Source organism: Marisediminitalea oceani (assembly GCF_003731635.1).
In the GTDB taxonomy this organism is placed as follows: domain Bacteria; phylum Pseudomonadota; class Gammaproteobacteria; order Enterobacterales; family Alteromonadaceae; genus Alteromonas; species Alteromonas oceani.
Genome location: NZ_RCUA01000087.1, coordinates 17,394 through 34,446, shown reverse-complemented (window position 1 = coordinate 34,446; position 17,053 = coordinate 17,394). Strand labels below are relative to the sequence as shown.

At 50.7% G+C, this 17,053-nt stretch carries 14 protein-coding genes; 8 read left to right on the top strand and 6 right to left on the bottom strand.

The annotated features are described in order from the left end of the window. The first annotated feature begins 5 nt into the window (after positions 1–5). A complete protein-coding gene (locus tag D9T21_RS21650; protein ID WP_123327246.1) occupies positions 6–1,148 on the top strand; it encodes an acyltransferase family protein in 1,143 nt (380 codons plus the stop codon). Positions 1,149–1,225: 77 nt separating this feature from the next. Next, on the top strand, positions 1,226–1,960 hold the full coding sequence (locus D9T21_RS21645; RefSeq protein WP_164464810.1) for a substrate-binding periplasmic protein: 735 nt from the start codon (positions 1,226–1,228) through the stop codon (positions 1,958–1,960). Here the strand turns inward: D9T21_RS21645 and D9T21_RS21640 are convergent. Continuing rightward, on the bottom strand, positions 1,957–3,306 hold the full coding sequence (locus D9T21_RS21640) for a M14 family zinc carboxypeptidase (protein WP_123327244.1): 1,350 nt from the start codon (positions 3,304–3,306) through the stop codon (positions 1,957–1,959). The genes D9T21_RS21645 and D9T21_RS21640 overlap by 4 nt on opposite strands. A gap of 170 nt (positions 3,307–3,476) precedes the next feature. Here D9T21_RS21640 and D9T21_RS21635 point away from each other — a divergent pair, with 170 nt between their 5' ends. Beyond that, a complete protein-coding gene (locus D9T21_RS21635; RefSeq protein WP_105936140.1) occupies positions 3,477–4,343 on the top strand; it encodes a MurR/RpiR family transcriptional regulator in 867 nt (288 codons plus the stop codon). An 11-nt stretch (positions 4,344–4,354) separates the two neighbouring features. On the opposite strand, the gene D9T21_RS21630 is transcribed toward D9T21_RS21635, so the two are convergent. The 3 genes from D9T21_RS21630 to D9T21_RS21620 form a co-directional block, all read right to left on the bottom strand. Further along, positions 4,355–5,509 (bottom strand): exo-beta-N-acetylmuramidase NamZ family protein, encoded by a 1,155-nt coding sequence (locus D9T21_RS21630; RefSeq protein ID WP_123327243.1) that lies wholly within the window; start codon positions 5,507–5,509, stop codon positions 4,355–4,357. 2 nt (positions 5,510–5,511) lie between these two features. Continuing rightward, positions 5,512–6,441: an N-acetylmuramic acid 6-phosphate etherase gene (gene murQ, locus D9T21_RS21625; protein ID WP_123327347.1), complete on the bottom strand. Its 930-nt coding sequence runs from the start codon at positions 6,439–6,441 to the stop codon at positions 5,512–5,514. Positions 6,442–6,502: 61 nt separating this feature from the next. Next, the gene (locus tag D9T21_RS21620; protein WP_123327242.1) at positions 6,503–8,083 is read right to left on the bottom strand and encodes a sodium:solute symporter; all 1,581 of its coding nucleotides are present in this window, start codon (positions 8,081–8,083) and stop codon (positions 6,503–6,505) included. A 207-nt stretch (positions 8,084–8,290) separates the two neighbouring features. Here D9T21_RS21620 and alr point away from each other — a divergent pair, with 207 nt between their 5' ends. Genes alr through D9T21_RS21605 form a run of 3 tightly spaced genes read left to right on the top strand, consistent with a single transcriptional unit; the run spans position 8,291 to position 11,071 of the window. Further along, positions 8,291–9,361 (top strand): alanine racemase, encoded by a 1,071-nt coding sequence (gene alr, locus D9T21_RS21615; RefSeq protein WP_123327241.1) that lies wholly within the window; start codon positions 8,291–8,293, stop codon positions 9,359–9,361. Positions 9,362–9,377: 16 nt separating this feature from the next. Further along, positions 9,378–10,160: a ZIP family metal transporter gene (locus tag D9T21_RS21610; RefSeq protein WP_123327240.1), complete on the top strand. Its 783-nt coding sequence runs from the start codon at positions 9,378–9,380 to the stop codon at positions 10,158–10,160. Between the two features lie 5 nt (positions 10,161–10,165). Continuing rightward, positions 10,166–11,071 (top strand): glucosamine kinase nucleotide-binding domain-containing protein, encoded by a 906-nt coding sequence (locus D9T21_RS21605; RefSeq protein WP_164464809.1) that lies wholly within the window; start codon positions 10,166–10,168, stop codon positions 11,069–11,071. On the opposite strand, the gene D9T21_RS21600 is transcribed toward D9T21_RS21605, so the two are convergent. Next, positions 11,068–11,724 (bottom strand): YitT family protein, encoded by a 657-nt coding sequence (locus tag D9T21_RS21600; RefSeq protein ID WP_123327238.1) that lies wholly within the window; start codon positions 11,722–11,724, stop codon positions 11,068–11,070. The two genes, D9T21_RS21605 and D9T21_RS21600, sit on opposite strands and share 4 nt — an antisense overlap. 333 nt (positions 11,725–12,057) lie before the next feature. Then, positions 12,058–13,575 carry a putative bifunctional diguanylate cyclase/phosphodiesterase gene (locus tag D9T21_RS21595; protein WP_123327237.1) on the bottom strand — a complete coding sequence of 506 codons (1,518 nt, stop codon included), beginning with the start codon at positions 13,573–13,575 and terminating at the stop codon, positions 12,058–12,060. A gap of 373 nt (positions 13,576–13,948) precedes the next feature. Between D9T21_RS21595 and D9T21_RS21590 the strand changes: the two genes are divergently transcribed. Together D9T21_RS21590 and D9T21_RS21585 are read left to right on the top strand one after the other, a co-directional pair. Next, positions 13,949–15,037, top strand: a complete 1,089-nt coding sequence (locus D9T21_RS21590; RefSeq protein ID WP_123327236.1) for a hypothetical protein — start codon at positions 13,949–13,951, stop codon at positions 15,035–15,037. 10 nt (positions 15,038–15,047) lie between these two features. Continuing rightward, a complete protein-coding gene (locus D9T21_RS21585; protein ID WP_123327235.1) occupies positions 15,048–17,045 on the top strand; it encodes a CsgG/HfaB family protein in 1,998 nt (665 codons plus the stop codon). The last annotated feature ends 8 nt before the right edge of the window (positions 17,046–17,053 follow it).

The following is a 17,053-nucleotide window of genomic DNA, read 5'->3' as shown; positions in this document are numbered from 1 at the left end:
GGCACATGACGGCGCGTATTAGTGCTCTGGATGCCTTGCGGGGGCTGGCTATCATCGCCATGGTGCTGGTTAATAATCCGGGCTCGTGGCAGGCTATTTATGCGCCGCTAAAACATGCTGAATGGCATGGCCTGACCCCAACCGATGTTATCTTCCCGGGCTTTATCTTTGTGATGGGCGTTACCATTGCAATCCATTTACCCCGGGAGCTAACCCGCCTGAACAGTACGATGGCTGTAGTCAGAAACACTACCAGCCGGGCTATCACTCTAATTCTGCTGGGCTGGGGGTTGTATTTGTGTTGGTATAATACCGGGAGTCCCGGATATAGCTGGTTTGAACAACGCTTTCTGGCGCTGCGTTTTGCCGGCGTATTACCCCGGCTCGGTGTGGTTTACTGGCTCACCGTGTTGCTCATCCTGGCGGTATCCTGGCGCTGGGTTGGTGTGCTGGCGATTGTATTGCTGGCAGGATACTGGGGCGCCATGGAGTGGATCCCTTATGCTGACGCCAGCGGTGGGATTTATCAGGGCCGCTGGGAATTTGGTAACAGCCTTGCCGCTTATCTTGATCATCAACTGCTCGGGGCCAATCATGTTTATTATTCTGATGCGACCCCATTTGCTTTTGACCCAGAGGGGATCCTGTCAACCCTGCCTGCGGTAGTGACCTGCCTGACCGGTGTCTGGGTGGGGCGTTACGTCCTGGTACAACACGGCTGCCCGAATAAACTGATGATACTGGCTCTGGCCGGCATCTGTGCCGGTTATGGCCTGGCGGTCATCAACCCTATAAACAAAGCGCTTTGGTCGCCCACTTTTGTGCTGGTAACCAGTGGCATACTAACCATCCTTTTTTGGCTCTGTATCCTGTACGAACGTAAAGCTGGCCCTTTACCCAAAGGGCATCCGCTATTAGTTGCCGGCACCAATAGCATCGCCTTTTTCATGTTATCTGGTATTCTCGCCCGGGTACTGCTTATTATTAAAGTTGACGGTGTTTCTCTGAAAGGTCATGCCTGGCGATTTATGCAAGCGCTCCCTCTGCCTGCGGAAATGGCTTCGCTATTGTTAGCATCAGTTTTTCTGATAATCTGCTATTACCCAATTAAGCTTATGTATAATAATGGTTTTTTCTGGCGGATTTAAACGCTGGTAAGTCCACATCCGGGTAGATCCGGTGCAATAATCATCTCACACCGTTAACGCAAACACAGGGAAAGACTTTGCGCGACTTGTTTATCTTCATTCTGGCGGTCTGTCTGTATGCAGTGGGCTTTGAGGCCCGCAGTGAAGAGCCATTCGATCTGGCCGTTGCGGTTGACTGGAAGCCTTACCTGTATATCAACCAACAGGGCGAGCCCGATGGCGAAGATTTACGCTTACTGCACCGCACGCTTAAGCGGCTCGGCTATGAGCTGAATGCGCAGCGGCTACCGGAAAAGCGTCTGGCGCTGGAGCTTAAACAGGGCGAAGTTGACGTGATCCTTGGCGCTGCCTATACGAAGGCCCGCGAAGCTCAGAACTTCTACTCAATGCCCTATCGTAAGGAAACCATCGTATTTGGCTTCAGGTTTTCCCGTAATCCTTATTTCAGTGACGTCAATGTCAGCTCCTTGCTGCAACAAAATTATCTGGTCGCAGTCAATAAAAGTGGCTGGTTTGGCGAAGACTTCCAGCGTAAGGCGCTAGATGCTCACGATCGCTACCTGATCCACGCGGAAGGGACAATGCGGCGCATGCAGCTGTTGAAAATGGGGCGCGTGGATGCGGTGGTTGGCGATCAGAAGGTACTTGAGGCTGCTGCACAGCAGCTGGGTATTGACGACTTCAAGGTGTCCAAACAGGTGATACATGAAACCCGGGTGCACTTTCTATTTAGCCGCAACCGGGTAGATAAGGCGTTTATGCAGCGCTTTAATCAGGCGCTGGTTGCCGAGCTGACACGGCAGACTTTTTAGAGATTAATCATTTTGCCGTTTAACACAGCCCGTTGTTTGCCCTCGCTATCCTGCATTATCCAGAAAGCGTCTGCACCGGGATATAAGGAGGAATAGGCGGGCGGTTCAGGCAAGCATAACACCGGCAAGCCACTGAGATTATCAAGCAGCGAACTATCACCGGCAAAAACACTGAAGCCCTGTTTAAGCAGTGCCAGGTAATCATTCTCTGTTAGCACCATAGCACTATCGAGTTGATAGGCCTTAACCGGCAGTATGGTGGTCTGGTAGGCGCTGATATTGGTAAAACCAGCCTGACCCGACAGGTCGCCGATATGTTTTACGGTAGCGCGGCCCTGCTTATCTCTATTCACACTGATATCTGCCACGTAATCATGGCCGGCGCAGCGCTGCGCAACACGGGAAAATTTAATATCGACCAGGCCATCTTCAACATTATCGGGAATGCGGTAATAGTCGGCCAGCGATTTTTGCTGATACAGATTACCTAATAAAGCCTCCAACGCACTGTGCAAGCCAATGACGTTCATCTTTCTGGCCACCTGACGGTGGGGATCGTTGGGGTGTGCACCGGATTCAATCAGAATCGTACTGGCCCCGGTACCGGCAATGTTGTCACCAAATGAGCGCAGCGAATAGGTATCGTCATAGCGACCAATATGGCAGGGCAGCCAGTGGCTAAGGGTATCTGCCATACAGGCAATCAGTTGTTTAGCCCGCAGACGCGGCGCATCAACATGTTTGTCCGGATGAAAAGCCGGCGCAAGAAAAGCAATGGTTGCCGGGTAAGCCGTCGGGCCCGCCGAATAGTAAGGGTTCTGGTCGTGCAGGTTAAAGGCCACATCCGGTTTAAGCGTTTGCACTTGTTGCCACAACAATCTGCCTTCCGGCGTTTGCAGTTGTTTGGCATCACGATTGATGTCTATGCCTTGCTCATTGACCCGGGTATCACGCTCTGCGCCATCCGGATTCAGCATCGGGATAATGTGCAGAGTGATCAGCGACGTCCAGTCACTGCCCAATGCCAGTGAGTTGCTGGTGGAATTAAGATGTAGCAGTTTCAGCCAGTCGAGCACCGCAGCAGTAGCCGTCGGCTCGTCGCCGTGCATTTGGGTCCAGGCCAGGATAATTAGCGGACCACTGCCCATACTTAGTCGCTCAATGCATTTGCCGGTGCAGCTGTAGCCAATAGTCTCCCGGGTGATCGACGGATAGTCCGCAATCTCATCGAGCACCGGTTGAATATCCGCGTGGCGCAGATGAGATTTATCCAGTGCGCTAAAATGATGAGAATCCCAGAGGCTGGCAATAGCCTGTGCAGGCGCGTGGGGATGGGCAGCTTTCATAAATTACGGTAACCTTACAAACAGTTAAACGCGTAGCGCGCCGAAAACTCTATTTAAAGAGATTTTGATATTCTTATCAACTGGTTTATATTTGAATAAAAAATTCTTTCGTTATTTTTGTTGTTGGTTTCTTTGCTTAGTAACCGACGCCGACAACCGGGAACACGCGCATGTCAGCTTTTGTTAAAATCAAAGCAATAAAGCATTCATTGTCGAGCAGTGAATCAAAATTGGCGACCTTTACGCTGGATTCACCCAACGCGGTGCGGGACCTGTCTTCCCAGGAACTGGCCAACGTGGTGGGCGTGAGTCAGTCCAGTGTGGTGAAGTTCGCGCAAAAACTGGGTTACAAAGGCTACCCTGCGTTTAAACTGGCAGTGATTGATGCGCTTAACCGCGAAACCCCCAACACCCAGTTGCATGGCAAAATCACCCTCAATGACGGTTTTGAGCAAATGGCTGACAAGCTGCTAAGCAGTAAGATCAGTGTGCTTAATGAAACCCGTAACCTCAACGAACTGGTTGAGTTTGAGAAGGCGGTAGAGATCATTAAAAACGCCAAACGCATTCTGATATGCGGGGTAGGCGGCTCAGCGCTGGTGAGCAAAGACTTTTCATTCAAATTGCAAAAACTGGGCATGATGGCAATTGCCGAGGCCGACGGACACGTTCAATTGGCGCTGGCTGCTACTTTTAACGAAAGTGATGTGGTGGTGGCGATTTCTGAATCCGGTGCTACCCGGGAGATTGTAAACGTGGTCAATCAGGCTAAGGACAATCACGCTAAGGTTATCTCCATTACCAAGTATGGTACTACGCCGGTATCTGAGCCGGCAGATGTGCAGCTTTACTCAGTGGCCGAGGAAGCGTCGGCACGGCTGTCCTCAATCCTGGCCAGAACCGCTCAGGAACTGATTATCGACATGCTGTTTATTGCACTGACCCAGGCATCACGGCCTGGCCGCAAACTGCTGGAGAAAACCAACGAGATTGTTTCCCAGTTCCGACGTGGTGGTTCGGGGACTCAGGGTAGCTGACGCCCGGCTAATTATTGCGGGTAAAGTAAGTACGGCTGGCGCTGCGCTTTAAAGGCATTCAATCCTGGTTGCCAGGTTGCACGAATGGCGGTAGGGTCGAGCCCTTCGCTCAGCTGTTTGCGCAGCTTGTCTGTACCACTTAACAGGTCGAAAAAGTCAGGACGGTCGATGAAGGTCTGCTCACGTTCCTCAAACTGCTGATACACCGCGTAAAGCAATTCAATGTTAAAGCCCTCAATGACGCTGTCGCGTAAATCACGGCCAAATAATAATTCGCCCTTAAGCTTCGGGTTCGGCGCACTTTCCGGCATGGATTGCGGAGTAAAAGTAAAGTCGCCAAGAGTTACTTCGTTATGACCAATAACCTGAAACGGCCAGGCGGTGCCTCTGCCAACGCTAACAACGGTGGCTTCGAATAAGCAAAGCGACGGATAGAGGCGGATGGCCGTGCTGTTGGGCAAATTCGGGCTGGGGGCTACCGGTAATTCATAGTCAACCGTTTTGCTATACCCGGCAACCGGGATAACCGTGAGGCTCAGCTCTTCTGCCTGATTTATCCAGGCTTCGCCTTTTATCATTGCTGCCAGCTCGCCCACAGTCAGCCCATGTAGCAGCGGCAGCGGATCCAGGCTGACAAAGGAGGTAAATTCGGCTTCGCGCAGGGGCCCGTCTACATAGCGCCCGTTGGGATTGGGGCGGTCCAGCACAATAACCTCAATGCCTTGTTCGGCTGCAGCTTCAAGAACATAGTGCAGGGTACTGATGTAGGTGTAAAAGCGCGCGCCGACATCCTGAATATCAAACACCAGCAGGTCGATGTCGCTGAGCATTGCCTGGTCTGGCTTTTTATATTTGCCATACAGCGAGCGGATCGGCAGGCCCGTTTTCGGATCTATGCCATCGGTGACTTTCTCGCCAGCACCTAATTTGCCTCGAAAACCATGTTCGGGCGCGAATACCGCCTGCACTGCGACACTGCGGCTCACCAAGAAATCCACCAGATGGGTTTGTTCTACCCGGCTGGTCTGGTTAACTACCAGTCCTACCTTTTTGCCTGCCAGCAGCGGTAAGTAACGCTCTGGCTGCTCAGCGCCAACCTGTAATGTTGCACTTTGTGTTGTTGCCGAGGTCAGCAACAGCAGAATAATGGCCAGAAATCGCGTCATGATTAGGAGTGAGATTGCACGGCACGGCGTAAAAAGCCACCGTTGTCGGCCAGTTGTGCTTCTGCTTCAGTGGCGCTCTGGCCCGTGAGGATCATCAGAATAGCCAGTTTTGCTCGGTTATTGGCGGCCTGTAATGCTGTATCGGCTTGTTCTTCGCTACAGTCGGTAGCCTGCATAACAATGCGCGTGGCGCGGGCTTTTAACTTCTGGTTGGTGGCGTTTACGTCTACCATCAGGTTTTCGTAGGTCTTACCTAACCGGATCATGCTGGCCGTACTGAGCATATTAAGAATAAGCTTTTGTGCCGTGCCTGATTTCATGCGGGTTGAGCCGGTAATGCACTCAGCACCTACCACGGCACAAATGCCAATGGCGGCTACGTGCATCATGGGTGACTCAGGATTACAGGTAACAGAAATGGTGGCGGCGTTAAGGGAGTTTGCGTACTTCATTGCTTCAATCACGTAAGGTGTGCGGCCGCTGGCCGACAAACCAACGAGTACATCATTAGCACAGAAGTCAATGGCTTTTAAATCTGCCACACCCATCACGGTGTCGTCTTCGGCGCCTTCCACGGCATTCTTAATGGCCTGATCACCGCCGGCGATGATTCCGATGACCATGGATTCCGGTACGCTGAAGGTGGGCCGGCACTCTACTGCATCCAGAATACCCAAACGGCCGCTGGTTCCGGCGCCCATGTAAATCAATCGACCGCCGGCCTGTAAGCTTGGCACAATGGCGTCTACGGCTTTGGCAATGTGTGGGATGGTTTTACGCACAGCATCGGCCACCCCGGCATCTTCCTGATTGATTTTTTCCAGAATCTCGATGGTCGGCAGTACATCAATATCCATCGTATGAGGGTTACGGCCCTCAGAAATAATTCTGTTCAGTTGTTCAAGCAATGTTGCTGACTGTTTATTTGTCATGTGCATAGTTAACTGCCGGCCTTAAGGTTAGCCATCGTCCCGGTTAAACGTGTTATTCCATTCATTTTGCTTCCGCCTTCATATCAGGCATGTATTCAGGCTGGCGGCCTGCAGCACATACCAGCGTGGCAACCAGTGTTCCAATCACCAGTTGCCAGGTGAAACCCAGACTCAGTTGCCAGGCTTCAGGTAAATACCAGCTCATCACATAAGGTTGTAGCAGCAAGGGGATAATAAAACCACACAATAATGCTGCAGTGACAGAGGCAGGGCTGCCTCGCTGAGTAAATAGTGTAATAAAGTATACGCCAAGTAAGCCACTGTAGGAAAAAACCATCACGCCCAGTGCAAACTGTAATAATGGCGTATCTGAATACTGTTGCCAGTAATAGCATAAACACGCCATGGACGCTAACGCCAATGCTACTACCGCCATCGCAACCCGGCCGGCGTTGACAAAATGATGTTCACTGCGCTGCTGACCCCGTTTGCGTTGCCAGGGGCGGTATAAGTCCTGAATGAGTACACTCGACATGGAATTTAACCCGGAGTTCAGTGTGGATAGCGCGGCAGCGAGGATACCTATGGTTACCAGCCCTTTTAAACCAGCGGGTAAGTCGGTGAGTACATAATACATAAATATTGTTACCGGCTCGCCGGCAAACTGCGGCACCGGCGCACCAGCGTTGCTGGCCATTAAATCCGGTTGCTGATAGTAGATATACAGCAACAGGCCAATCACGATAAACAGTAACATTACCGGGATTACCATAACCACCGACCACAGCATCGCTTTGGCCCCCTCCTGCGCGTTGCGGCAGGTAAGCACCCGCTGAGTCATATCCTGATCCAGACCAAAGGCGGCGATATTCAGTAATACAAAGCCGGTAAATACAGAAGTCAGGGTAAACACGCCGGAAGGCGAAAAATCGATGCGACTGTCGAACAGGGTGAGTTTGGATGGCTCACCGGCACCGGGGTTTTGTAACACGTCGAGGATTGCCGGTACATCCGCAGGGATAGCAATCAGCAGTGCTATTATCACCGCCACGGCGGCGCCGATGTAGGTAAAAGCCTGCATAACATCACTGTAGATAACCGTACGGATTCCGCCGTATATACTGTATATCAGCCCGATAACACTGATCAGCAGTGTGGCGGTGATTACGCTACTGGCAGCAATGTTGCCATACAGGATCATTGCGACAGCGAGTGCGGCCATGTAGAGTCTTGCCCCACTGGCAAAGATGCGACCAAACAGGTACATCAGTCCGGCCTGTTGTTTGGCGCCGGCACCAAAGCGGGTTTCCAGTAATTCGTAAACGGTAAACACTTTTAGCTGGTAAAAGCGTGGGATGAGCACTCTGGCTACAAAAAAAGCGGCAATAAAAGCGCCGAGGTTGGTTGCCAGATAGGTCAGGTTACCGCGATACCCCTGATCCGGGCCGCCTAAAAACGTGGCGGCAGACTGAGATGTTGCCAGTACCGACATGGCAACCATCCACACCGGCATTGCCTGACCACCTAAAAAGTAGTCACTGGTGTTTTGCGCACGGCGATTAAAGTACCAGCCAGATACCAACAGCAGCAGCCCGTAAAAGGCAAACAGCAATAAGTCTGGCAGGGTGTAATTGGCTAGCATTTATTCTCGTTCTCACCGTTTGAAAGCTGGGTTATCATGGAGCTGTGTAACCAATAACCATCGATATCGACACCAGTTTGTCAGAGTTGGTGTGAATTTAGAATATATTATTCTGCGCCATTTTCAAATTAAGAATTTATTAATTTATGAGCAAGGTGTATCGTACAGGATATACCCAATGAAATCCGCAACCTGAGAGTCAGTCGTTTGAGCAGATCAACACGCGCCATCATTAACCCGGATGCTATTCGCAATAATTTTCGCCAGATGAGTCCTGGACGGGGTTGTACGGCTATTGCGGTGATTAAAGCAGACGCGTATGGGCACGGTGCGGTAACGGTAGCTAAAGCGCTTGCTGAGCAGTGTGAATGTTTCGCCATTGCTATTTGCGATGAAGCGGCGGCACTCAGAGAGGCGGGAATTAGCCAGCCTTTGTTGGTGCTAGAAGGGCCTCATGATGCGGATGATTGCCGCGCCGCCAAAGCCGGTAATCTCATCCTGTTGGTACATAACCAGCAACAGTTAGCCTGGCTGGACGAACTTGAACAGTCACAACGGCCCGAAGTCTGGCTCAAGGTCGATACCGGTATGCACCGGTTAGGCTTTAACGCCGACGATATTGCTAAGGTACTGAGCAGTTACGACTGGCTTAAACAACAGCAGCCGGTACTGGTTTCTCATTTTGCCTGTGCTGATGATCCGGACAACCCGAATAATGCCGCCCAACTGCAACAATTTTTAGCGCTGACCGGGTCACTGGCTCTGCCGGGTTGTATGGCGAATTCTGCGGCGACCTTATGTAATCCTGCGAGTCAGGCCGACTGGTGTCGGTTGGGAATTGGCCTGTACGGTGCCAGCCCGGTGACAGGTCATGCTGCCGCGGAATACGGCCTAACTCCGGCTATGACGCTGAAAGCGCAAATCATTGCACTGCATAAAGTAAAACAAGGCGAGGCCGTGGGCTACAGCCAGACCTGGACTGCGCCACAAGACAGTGTCATCGCTACGGTGGGAATCGGCTATGCTGACGGGTACCCACGCCATTGCCCGAATGGCACGCCGGTTGTTGTGCGTGGTCAGCGCGGGCAATTGGTAGGCAGGGTGTCCATGGATATGATTACCATTGATGTTACCCATATCGGGGAAGTGGCTTTGGGTGACGAAGTGGAATTGTGGGGCGCGCAATTACCGGTGGATGAGGTGGCCGACTGGGCCGGCACCATTAGTTATGAATTGATCACCCGTGTCTCGGCCAGAGTACCAAGAGTAACTGGTTAAAATGGGAAATGGGTAATTGGATAGTTCACAAATAGTTTGGGCGGGTGTGATCGCCAGTGGTTGTGCCAGTCTGGGAACCGCTGCTGGCAGCCTCGGGGTCTTTTTAATCAGGCAGTTGTCACGCCGGCTGGAAGATGCCCTGCTGAGCCTGGCCGCCGGAATTATGCTGGCCGCCACCTTCTTTTCGTTGTTACTGCCGTCGCTGGAATATGGCAGTACCTTGTACGGTGGCGAGATGGCAGGCGGTATGGTGGCAGCAACGGGCCTGCTGACCGGCGCGTTTTTACTGTTTTTTATTCACCAGACAGTGCCCCATGAGCATTTTGTTACCGGGCGTGAAGGGGCGTCGAAAACCAAATTAGCCAGGATTTGGCTGTTTGTGCTGGCCATCACCCTGCACAATTTTCCAGAGGGGCTTGCCGTTGGCGTTGGCTTTGCTGGTGGTGAAATGGCAAATGGCCTGTCGCTGGCACTGGGCATTGGCCTGCAAAATATCCCCGAGGGCCTCGCGGTATCAGTAGCCTTATTATCGGTGGGATTTACTCCGGCCAGAGCGTCACTGATAGGTATTGGCAGTGGCCTGGTTGAGCCTCTTGGCGGGCTTGTAGGCGCTGTTGCTGTATCCGGCGCTGAAGCGTTTATGCCATGGGCGCTGGCATTTGCTGCCGGCGCCATGTTGTTTATCATTTCTGATGAAATCATTCCGGAGACCCACCAGAATGGTAATCAGAACATAGCCACGTTCAGCCTGCTTATTGGCTTTGTGGTAATGATGTTGTTGGATGTTTTACTGGGGTGATGGAAATGACACAAAACCTGAAATACGGCGAATACTGGGTAGGCGTAGACGGCGGCGGCACTAAGTGCCGGGCTGAGCTGTTTAACGAACTCGGTGAGTCGTTAGGACAGGGAGTTGGCGGGCCTGCCAATATTGCCAGACATGGGCAACTGGCGTTGTCGTCGATACTGACTGCGGTAAAGGATGCCGTGGCGGATGCCGGGCTGAAGTTTAGTGAGATCAGCAGTGAGCTGGTAGTCAGTGCGGGCCTGGCCGGTGCCTACCTGGAATCCTCCACTGCGCTGCTGGAACAGTGGCAACATCCTTTTGCTGAACTGGTTTTCTCTTCCGATTTGCATACTGCTTTACTCGGTGCCCATGGTGGCGAGGATGGTGTGGTGATTATTACCGGTACCGGCTCCTGTGCTGCGGTGCTGCAAAATGGCAAAGTAACCCAGTACGGCGGCTATGGATTTCAGCTTGGCGATCAGGCCAGCGGTGCCTGGCTCGGCCAGATGGCAGCCAGACAAGCGTTGCTGGTGGCCGACAAGCTTGGCCATGACAGTCTGTTATGGCAGGAAGTGAGCCGCTTCTATAATTGTTCAACCCCGTCCGGATTAGTTGAACGACTTAATAGCGCTTTGCCTGGTGAATTTGCCCGCTTTGCGCCCCGGTTGTTTGAACTGGCTGAAGACGATGCAGCGGCAGCGGCGATTATTAGAGAAGGCGCTGAATATTTAAATGAGCTGGCTAAACGGGCACTCGTAAACAGCAGCATGAATCTGGTGTTCAGCGGTGGTCTGGCTACCGCATGGCGGCCTTATCTGGCAGAGTCTGTTGCTGAGCGCATCAAACCTGCTCAGCGAGGGCCGGAATGGGGCGCAGTTTATCTGGCTCAGCAACAGCTTACTTCAGTGGATACAAGCTTTTAGCCGTTTTGCGGGTGCAGATGCTCCACTTCATCATCTGCCTGAGACTTTTTTACGGCGGGCAGCGTGTAACGCTCCGGTCGGTGATTCAGTGAAATCACCATGTTCAGACAAAACGCCGCCAGAATGGAGATTAGCACCAGGTGCGCGTCGATAAACACAAACGACAAACTCAGAATGCAAGTATCGGCAACCAGCTGGAATGAGCCGGCGCGAATATCAAACCGGCTTTGCAGATAATAAGCCAGGATCCCAAGTCCGCCAAGGCTGGAGCTGTGACGAAACATGATTAGCATGCCCACGCCAATTAATATGCCGCCGAAAACTGCCGCGAAAAAAGGATCGACCCGTGAAATATCAACAAAATGGGGGACCCACTCCGAAAACAGCGACACGGTAGTAACTGAAATAAACGTATTGATCATAAAGCGCTTGCTGATATGTCGCCACGCCAGATAATAAAACGGTAAATTGATCAGGAAGAATAACAAGCCAAACTCAAGCGGTGTTACATAAGTCGCCAGCAGGGCCAGACCCGCAGCGCCACCCACCATGAGCTCCTGAGACTGAAACAGGAAAATACCAAACGCCACAAACAAACCGGCGCATAGCAGAGCAAAAACATCTTCAAAAACACTGTGTGATGCATTTTTCATAATAATAAACTGGATTTCTGTCGTTCTGAATGAAGTTAATTCGTCTGTTAGTTTTATAGGTTGACGAAAAATTAAGCGCCTATTATACGTGCATTACTGCATCAGAGTAGCCTGCGCCTTCCACCCGGGACCAGAATAGAGACATTTCTGGTATGGAAGCTTTACGTGGTGTTGCTTATTTATTTTTAATATGTGTGTTTTTTGTAAATTTAACGACTTGTATGGCCAGTGCTTCGTGGCCTGAATCCTAATATGACTGTGCTGGCGGGGTAAGTTGACTAACTGATGAGCATTCCGTTTATCGAGACGCTTCCCTTTTTCTGAGCGCGCGGATTATTTATTCAGAAAATCCACCAGTTTATCAACCGGTAAGGGTTTACTCAGCAGATAACCCTGGATGCGATCGCAGCCGATAGCTGCCAGCGCCTCACGCTGGGCATCATCATCCACGCCTTCGGCGAGCACGTCGAAATGCATAGCTTTACAGATATCAATCATCCCCTTGTAAATTTGCCGGGCCTGCTCACAGCGAGCCAGTTCCCTGACGAAGCTCATATCAATTTTTATGGTATCCACCGGTAACCGGGTCAGGTAGCTCAGAGAACTGTAGCCTGTGCCAAAGTCGTCGATGGATAAGGCAAACCCGGCGTCACGCAGGGCGGTGAGGAGTAAGATACAGTGATCAAAGTCGCTGATAAAAGCGCCCTCGGTGATTTCTAACTCGATATCACTGGTATCAATGTTATAAGGCTTGAGCAGCGCCAGCAGACTATCGACCAGGTTAGCTCGCATAAAGTCGTTGGCTGAGATATTGATAGACACTTTGCCGGTAAATCCGTGCATGCGCAGTTTCGGGATATCTTTGGCGACCTGACGCACAACAAAGTCGGTGATGCTGCAGATTAAACCGGTGCGTTCTGCAAGAGGGATAAACTCGCCGGGGGAAATCAGTCCTTCGGTAATATGGTTCCAGCGTATCAGTGCCTCCAGACCGTTAATCTGCCGGTTATGCAAATCCTGTTTAGGCTGGTACCACACCAGTAAACTGTTTTCTTCGGTAAGCGCCTGATTGAGTTGCGCTTCGAGCAATACCTGGCGGGTAAGGGTATGTTCTTGCTGAGGATTGTACAATTTCTCTTTGGTTAGCGGATCGTCTTTAGCATGGTTGAGGGCAATGTACGCACTCTCCAGCAGGGTAACGGGTTCTTCACCGGTATTGATATTCAGCGACAGGCCAATTGACGGGGTCAGGAAGACGGCGCCTTTCTGGGTCATAAACGGCGGCTCGAACTGTTCGCAAATCCATTTTGAGACCTGCCAGATATCCTCGGCATCGTCTAGTTGGGTGACCGCCAGGGCAAATTCGTCACCATGCAGCCTGACCAGCTTAAACCGGGAGCCATGGTAACGCTCCAGGCGACGGGCGATTTCAAACAGAATCAGGTCGCCGGCTGCATGGCCAATGGTGTCGTTAATATCACTGAAATCGTCGAGCTCGACCAGACAGATACCGGTTATCGCCTCTGGATCCTGTTCGTACCAGATACCCAACTGACGCAAAAGAGAAACACGTAATGGCAATTGGGTGACGTGGTCAATTTTTTCCTGTTCCCGGTTTATAACAATTTCCACTTTGTCATCTTTAGCAATGAGCGTGACACAGCGGTGGCACAAAGGGACCACACCATGGGTATTCTGCTCAGACGTAGCATGCAGTTTATGCAGGTTTTTAATCAGGTATTCGCATTCATCTGGGTAGATAACAGAACGACTTTGCAGGTTCAGCAGGTGCGCTTCAATATCAGAGACGTCACATTCAAAATACCAGATTCCGGTTGAGTCACTTTGCATTGCGCTTTCCTTCAAAAATAAAGCCGGGAGGGAAGGATAAAAGTAGCCAGACACCTTAATCGCGCTGGATTAGGCCTGTGCATACTATTAAAGCTATACGCCAATGCCGACTTTATAAAGCTTTTTTTTATTTACGGCTGTAAAAAGTCGCTATTTAGCAACACATCGGATTTGTGGGGCTTATTTGTCAACTGTTGTCCTATAAATGACCAAATAAAACCCATAGAATAGCCAAATTAAGTTCACCAAAATTCGATAAGCTGACTTCTTTTTACGATATTCGGGTAAAGCACCCCAGGTAATAGTGCAAATTACGGGGTATTGGATTATATTGAACTACTATTGGTAGTAATAGTGGGTATTTGGAGACACTATGGCAGTGTGCAGTGGAAGCATCAAACAATATTCTTTCGTGGTTGCCGCATTTTTTGTTGCTTTTCTGAGCGTTGTGAGTTCATCAGCGTCTGCAAAGCTGGTTGAAGCCAAAGGCATCAGCGCGGTGGCAGACAACAACATTGTTGAAGCCCGTAAAGTGGCCCTGGAAAATGCAAAACGGGCTGCGGTAGAACAAGTGGTTGGCACTTTTGTGCGCTCCCGTACCGACGTGAACAATTACCTGCTCGGCAAAGATCAGATATTTTCCAGCACGGCCGGGCAAATCGACGAATATAAAATTATGTATGACGGCGTGGGTGATAGCGAAGACATCTACGAAGTGGTTATTCAGGCGGATGTGCGGGTTGATTTACTGGTCGACAGAGTCGCCCAGATCCAGGCTTCCATGGGCTGGACCAAAATGCCTCGTGTTACCGTAGTGCTGGACGAAAACTCCACCAACCCTATTATTGCTCAGCATGCCCGCAACGAAATGACCGAACGTTTGTTACGGGATGGTTTTCAGGTGTTTGACGAAGACGAACCCATTTATGCCGGCTTTGCCGTTAATCTGACCGTGGATTCCCAAATAAAGCCGGAAGAATTTCAGGGCATGAAGATTAATGCCAACGAGCTGACCCTTGGCATGCAGGTCACGCGGGTAGGTGATAATCAGGTGCTGGCTGCAGGCAGCAAGAGCGCGAGCAAGCCGGGCGTTAAATCGAACAGTATTTTTGCAAAGCTATCAGCCGATATCATTCGCAAGGAATGGCCTCAGTTGCGCAAGCAACTGATCCGCTTCTGGCATCAGGAGCAGGTAAAAGCCAGAAATGTGTTTCTTGATATTGAAGGCGTTGAGTCACTGGATGTCGCAAATCAGATGAAAGCGGTTATTCAGGAGGCCATGCCGGCCATTCAGCAAATCGAAATTTCTAATATCGCCAATGGTGTGGCACACCTTGTCATTAGCTATAAAGGCTGGACAGAACAGTTATATGAAGAACTGCTGGCCAGTAACATAGCGCAACGACATAAAATACAGATCGTTGGCGTCACAGGTAACAAAATCACCGCAACCAAAGTTTGAGGATCAACCAATGAGACGGTACGTATTGGCCGCTCTGGTATTGTCAGCCCTGGCAGGCTGTCAATCAACGGGCAAGGGAAAAAAAGAGTTTGATGTATCTCAGCAGCTCGCTGCAGCCGGGAATTATGCTGAGGCCATTGCTTACCTTAAGCAGGCAATTGCCAAGGAGCCGGATAACCAACAGTATTCGGCTCAGCTTAGCAGCTTACGCCTGAAAGCCTCACAGACACTTATCAGTCAGGCTCAGGGGCTGCTGAATGCAGCCAGTGTCAGCATTAATGATATTGAGAAAGCTGAGTCTCTGGTAGCGGAAGCTAAGCAGTTCACGCCGAACCTGCCGGCCATTGCCCCGCTGGAAAGTCAGATTGATAACTCGCGCAGTGAACTCATTGATGAAGTAAAAGAACGCTATTCTGAAGCGCTGGCTCTGATTGATCGTCAGGACTGGGTGCGTGCGAACCTCACTCTACAGCAGGTACAAAAGCTGTATCCAAACTTTGAAGCATCAGTACCCTTAGCTTCGCGGATTAAAACCGAAGGTACCCGGGACTATCTGCTGCAAGCTAAAAAGGCTTTCGTTGAGTATGAGTTTGAAGATGCCAAGCTGGCAGCTCGCAAAGCCACCATGCTGGATCCAAACAACGCCATCGCCAAGAAAATGGCCGCCGATGCTGACCAGAAAAACAACGCCACCTTCTTTAAAAACCTGGCTGCCCAGTCGTTAGATACGCAAAACTGGAGTCAGACTGAGTTTGCCTGTGAAAAAGTGCTTTCGTTCAGCCCTAACGACCAGGACTGTATTGCATGGAAAGCCACTGCGCTGGAAAAGCAGGTCGACGAGAAAATTGTCGAAGCAACCCGTTTACTGCAACAGGGTTATATCGCCCGGGCAATCAATCTGGCGATTGAAATCGATGACAATACCGGTGGTGCGCTGCCTCCGCGTGCCGTCGCTCTGCGTAATGCAGTGGTATCACGCGCCGAAGATATCGCCATTGAGTATATGGACAATCGGTACTGGGGTGTTGCCTGGTATATGTACGAGTTAATCGGCAAGCTTGATCCGTTAATGGAAGGCCTGTTCGAGAAGTCACGTGATGTGCAGGATAAAATTCGCGAGCGTGTCATCAAATCCATCGCGGTATTCGACTTTAAGAGCCCGTCTTACAACATGGACGCGGGTGGCCTGATTGCCGGTAAGTTGATTTCAAACCTGTTCAACAACGCCACCAAGGATATCAACATCCTTGAGCGTGAGAACCTCAAATCCATTCTGGAAGAAATGAAGCTGGGCCAAATCGGTGTGGTATCTGAAGATACCGCCAAAGAAATGGGCCGTCTGTATGGTATCGACGTGGCAATTATGGGCTCGGTACTACTGTTTAAAGTAGACGAAACCAAATCTGAAAGTGCCGAAACCGTTCGTTATCAGGTTGGCCAGGAAATCCAGGACAACATTGACTTCCTTAACTGGAAAGCGCTGAACCCGAACCCGGATAAAAACGATCTGAAAGAAGCGCCTCAGGCAAAAATTATGGTGCCGGTTTATGCCGAAAAAGAATACACCGTAAACAAAGCTAAAAAGGTGGGTTTTATCGAGATTTCTTACCGTATCGTTGACGTTTCAACCGGGCAAAACGTGAGTGTGGATACCATCCGTTCGCGTCTGGTGAAAGAAGACGTGGGTAACGACGGGGTGAAAGACGCCGACATCGCTTACGACCCTCTGGAAATCGCCACCGACACTGAAATGCTGCAGATGATGGCCGATCAGGTGGTGGAAGACTTATCCCGTAAAGTATTACAACCACTGCGTAACCGCGAAGTAGATTACTTCGAAGCCGGTGAAGAGTTACTGCTGAAGCGTAAAGAGTCGCTGGAAGCACTGGAGCGGTTTGTTGATGCTAAGTTTGACGAGCGTGTTAAATCAAACGTTAACTCTCCAATCTCCGCCAAAATTGACGGGTACATGAAGCAAATCATCGAAACCTATCAATTTAAAAACTAGTTAGCAGG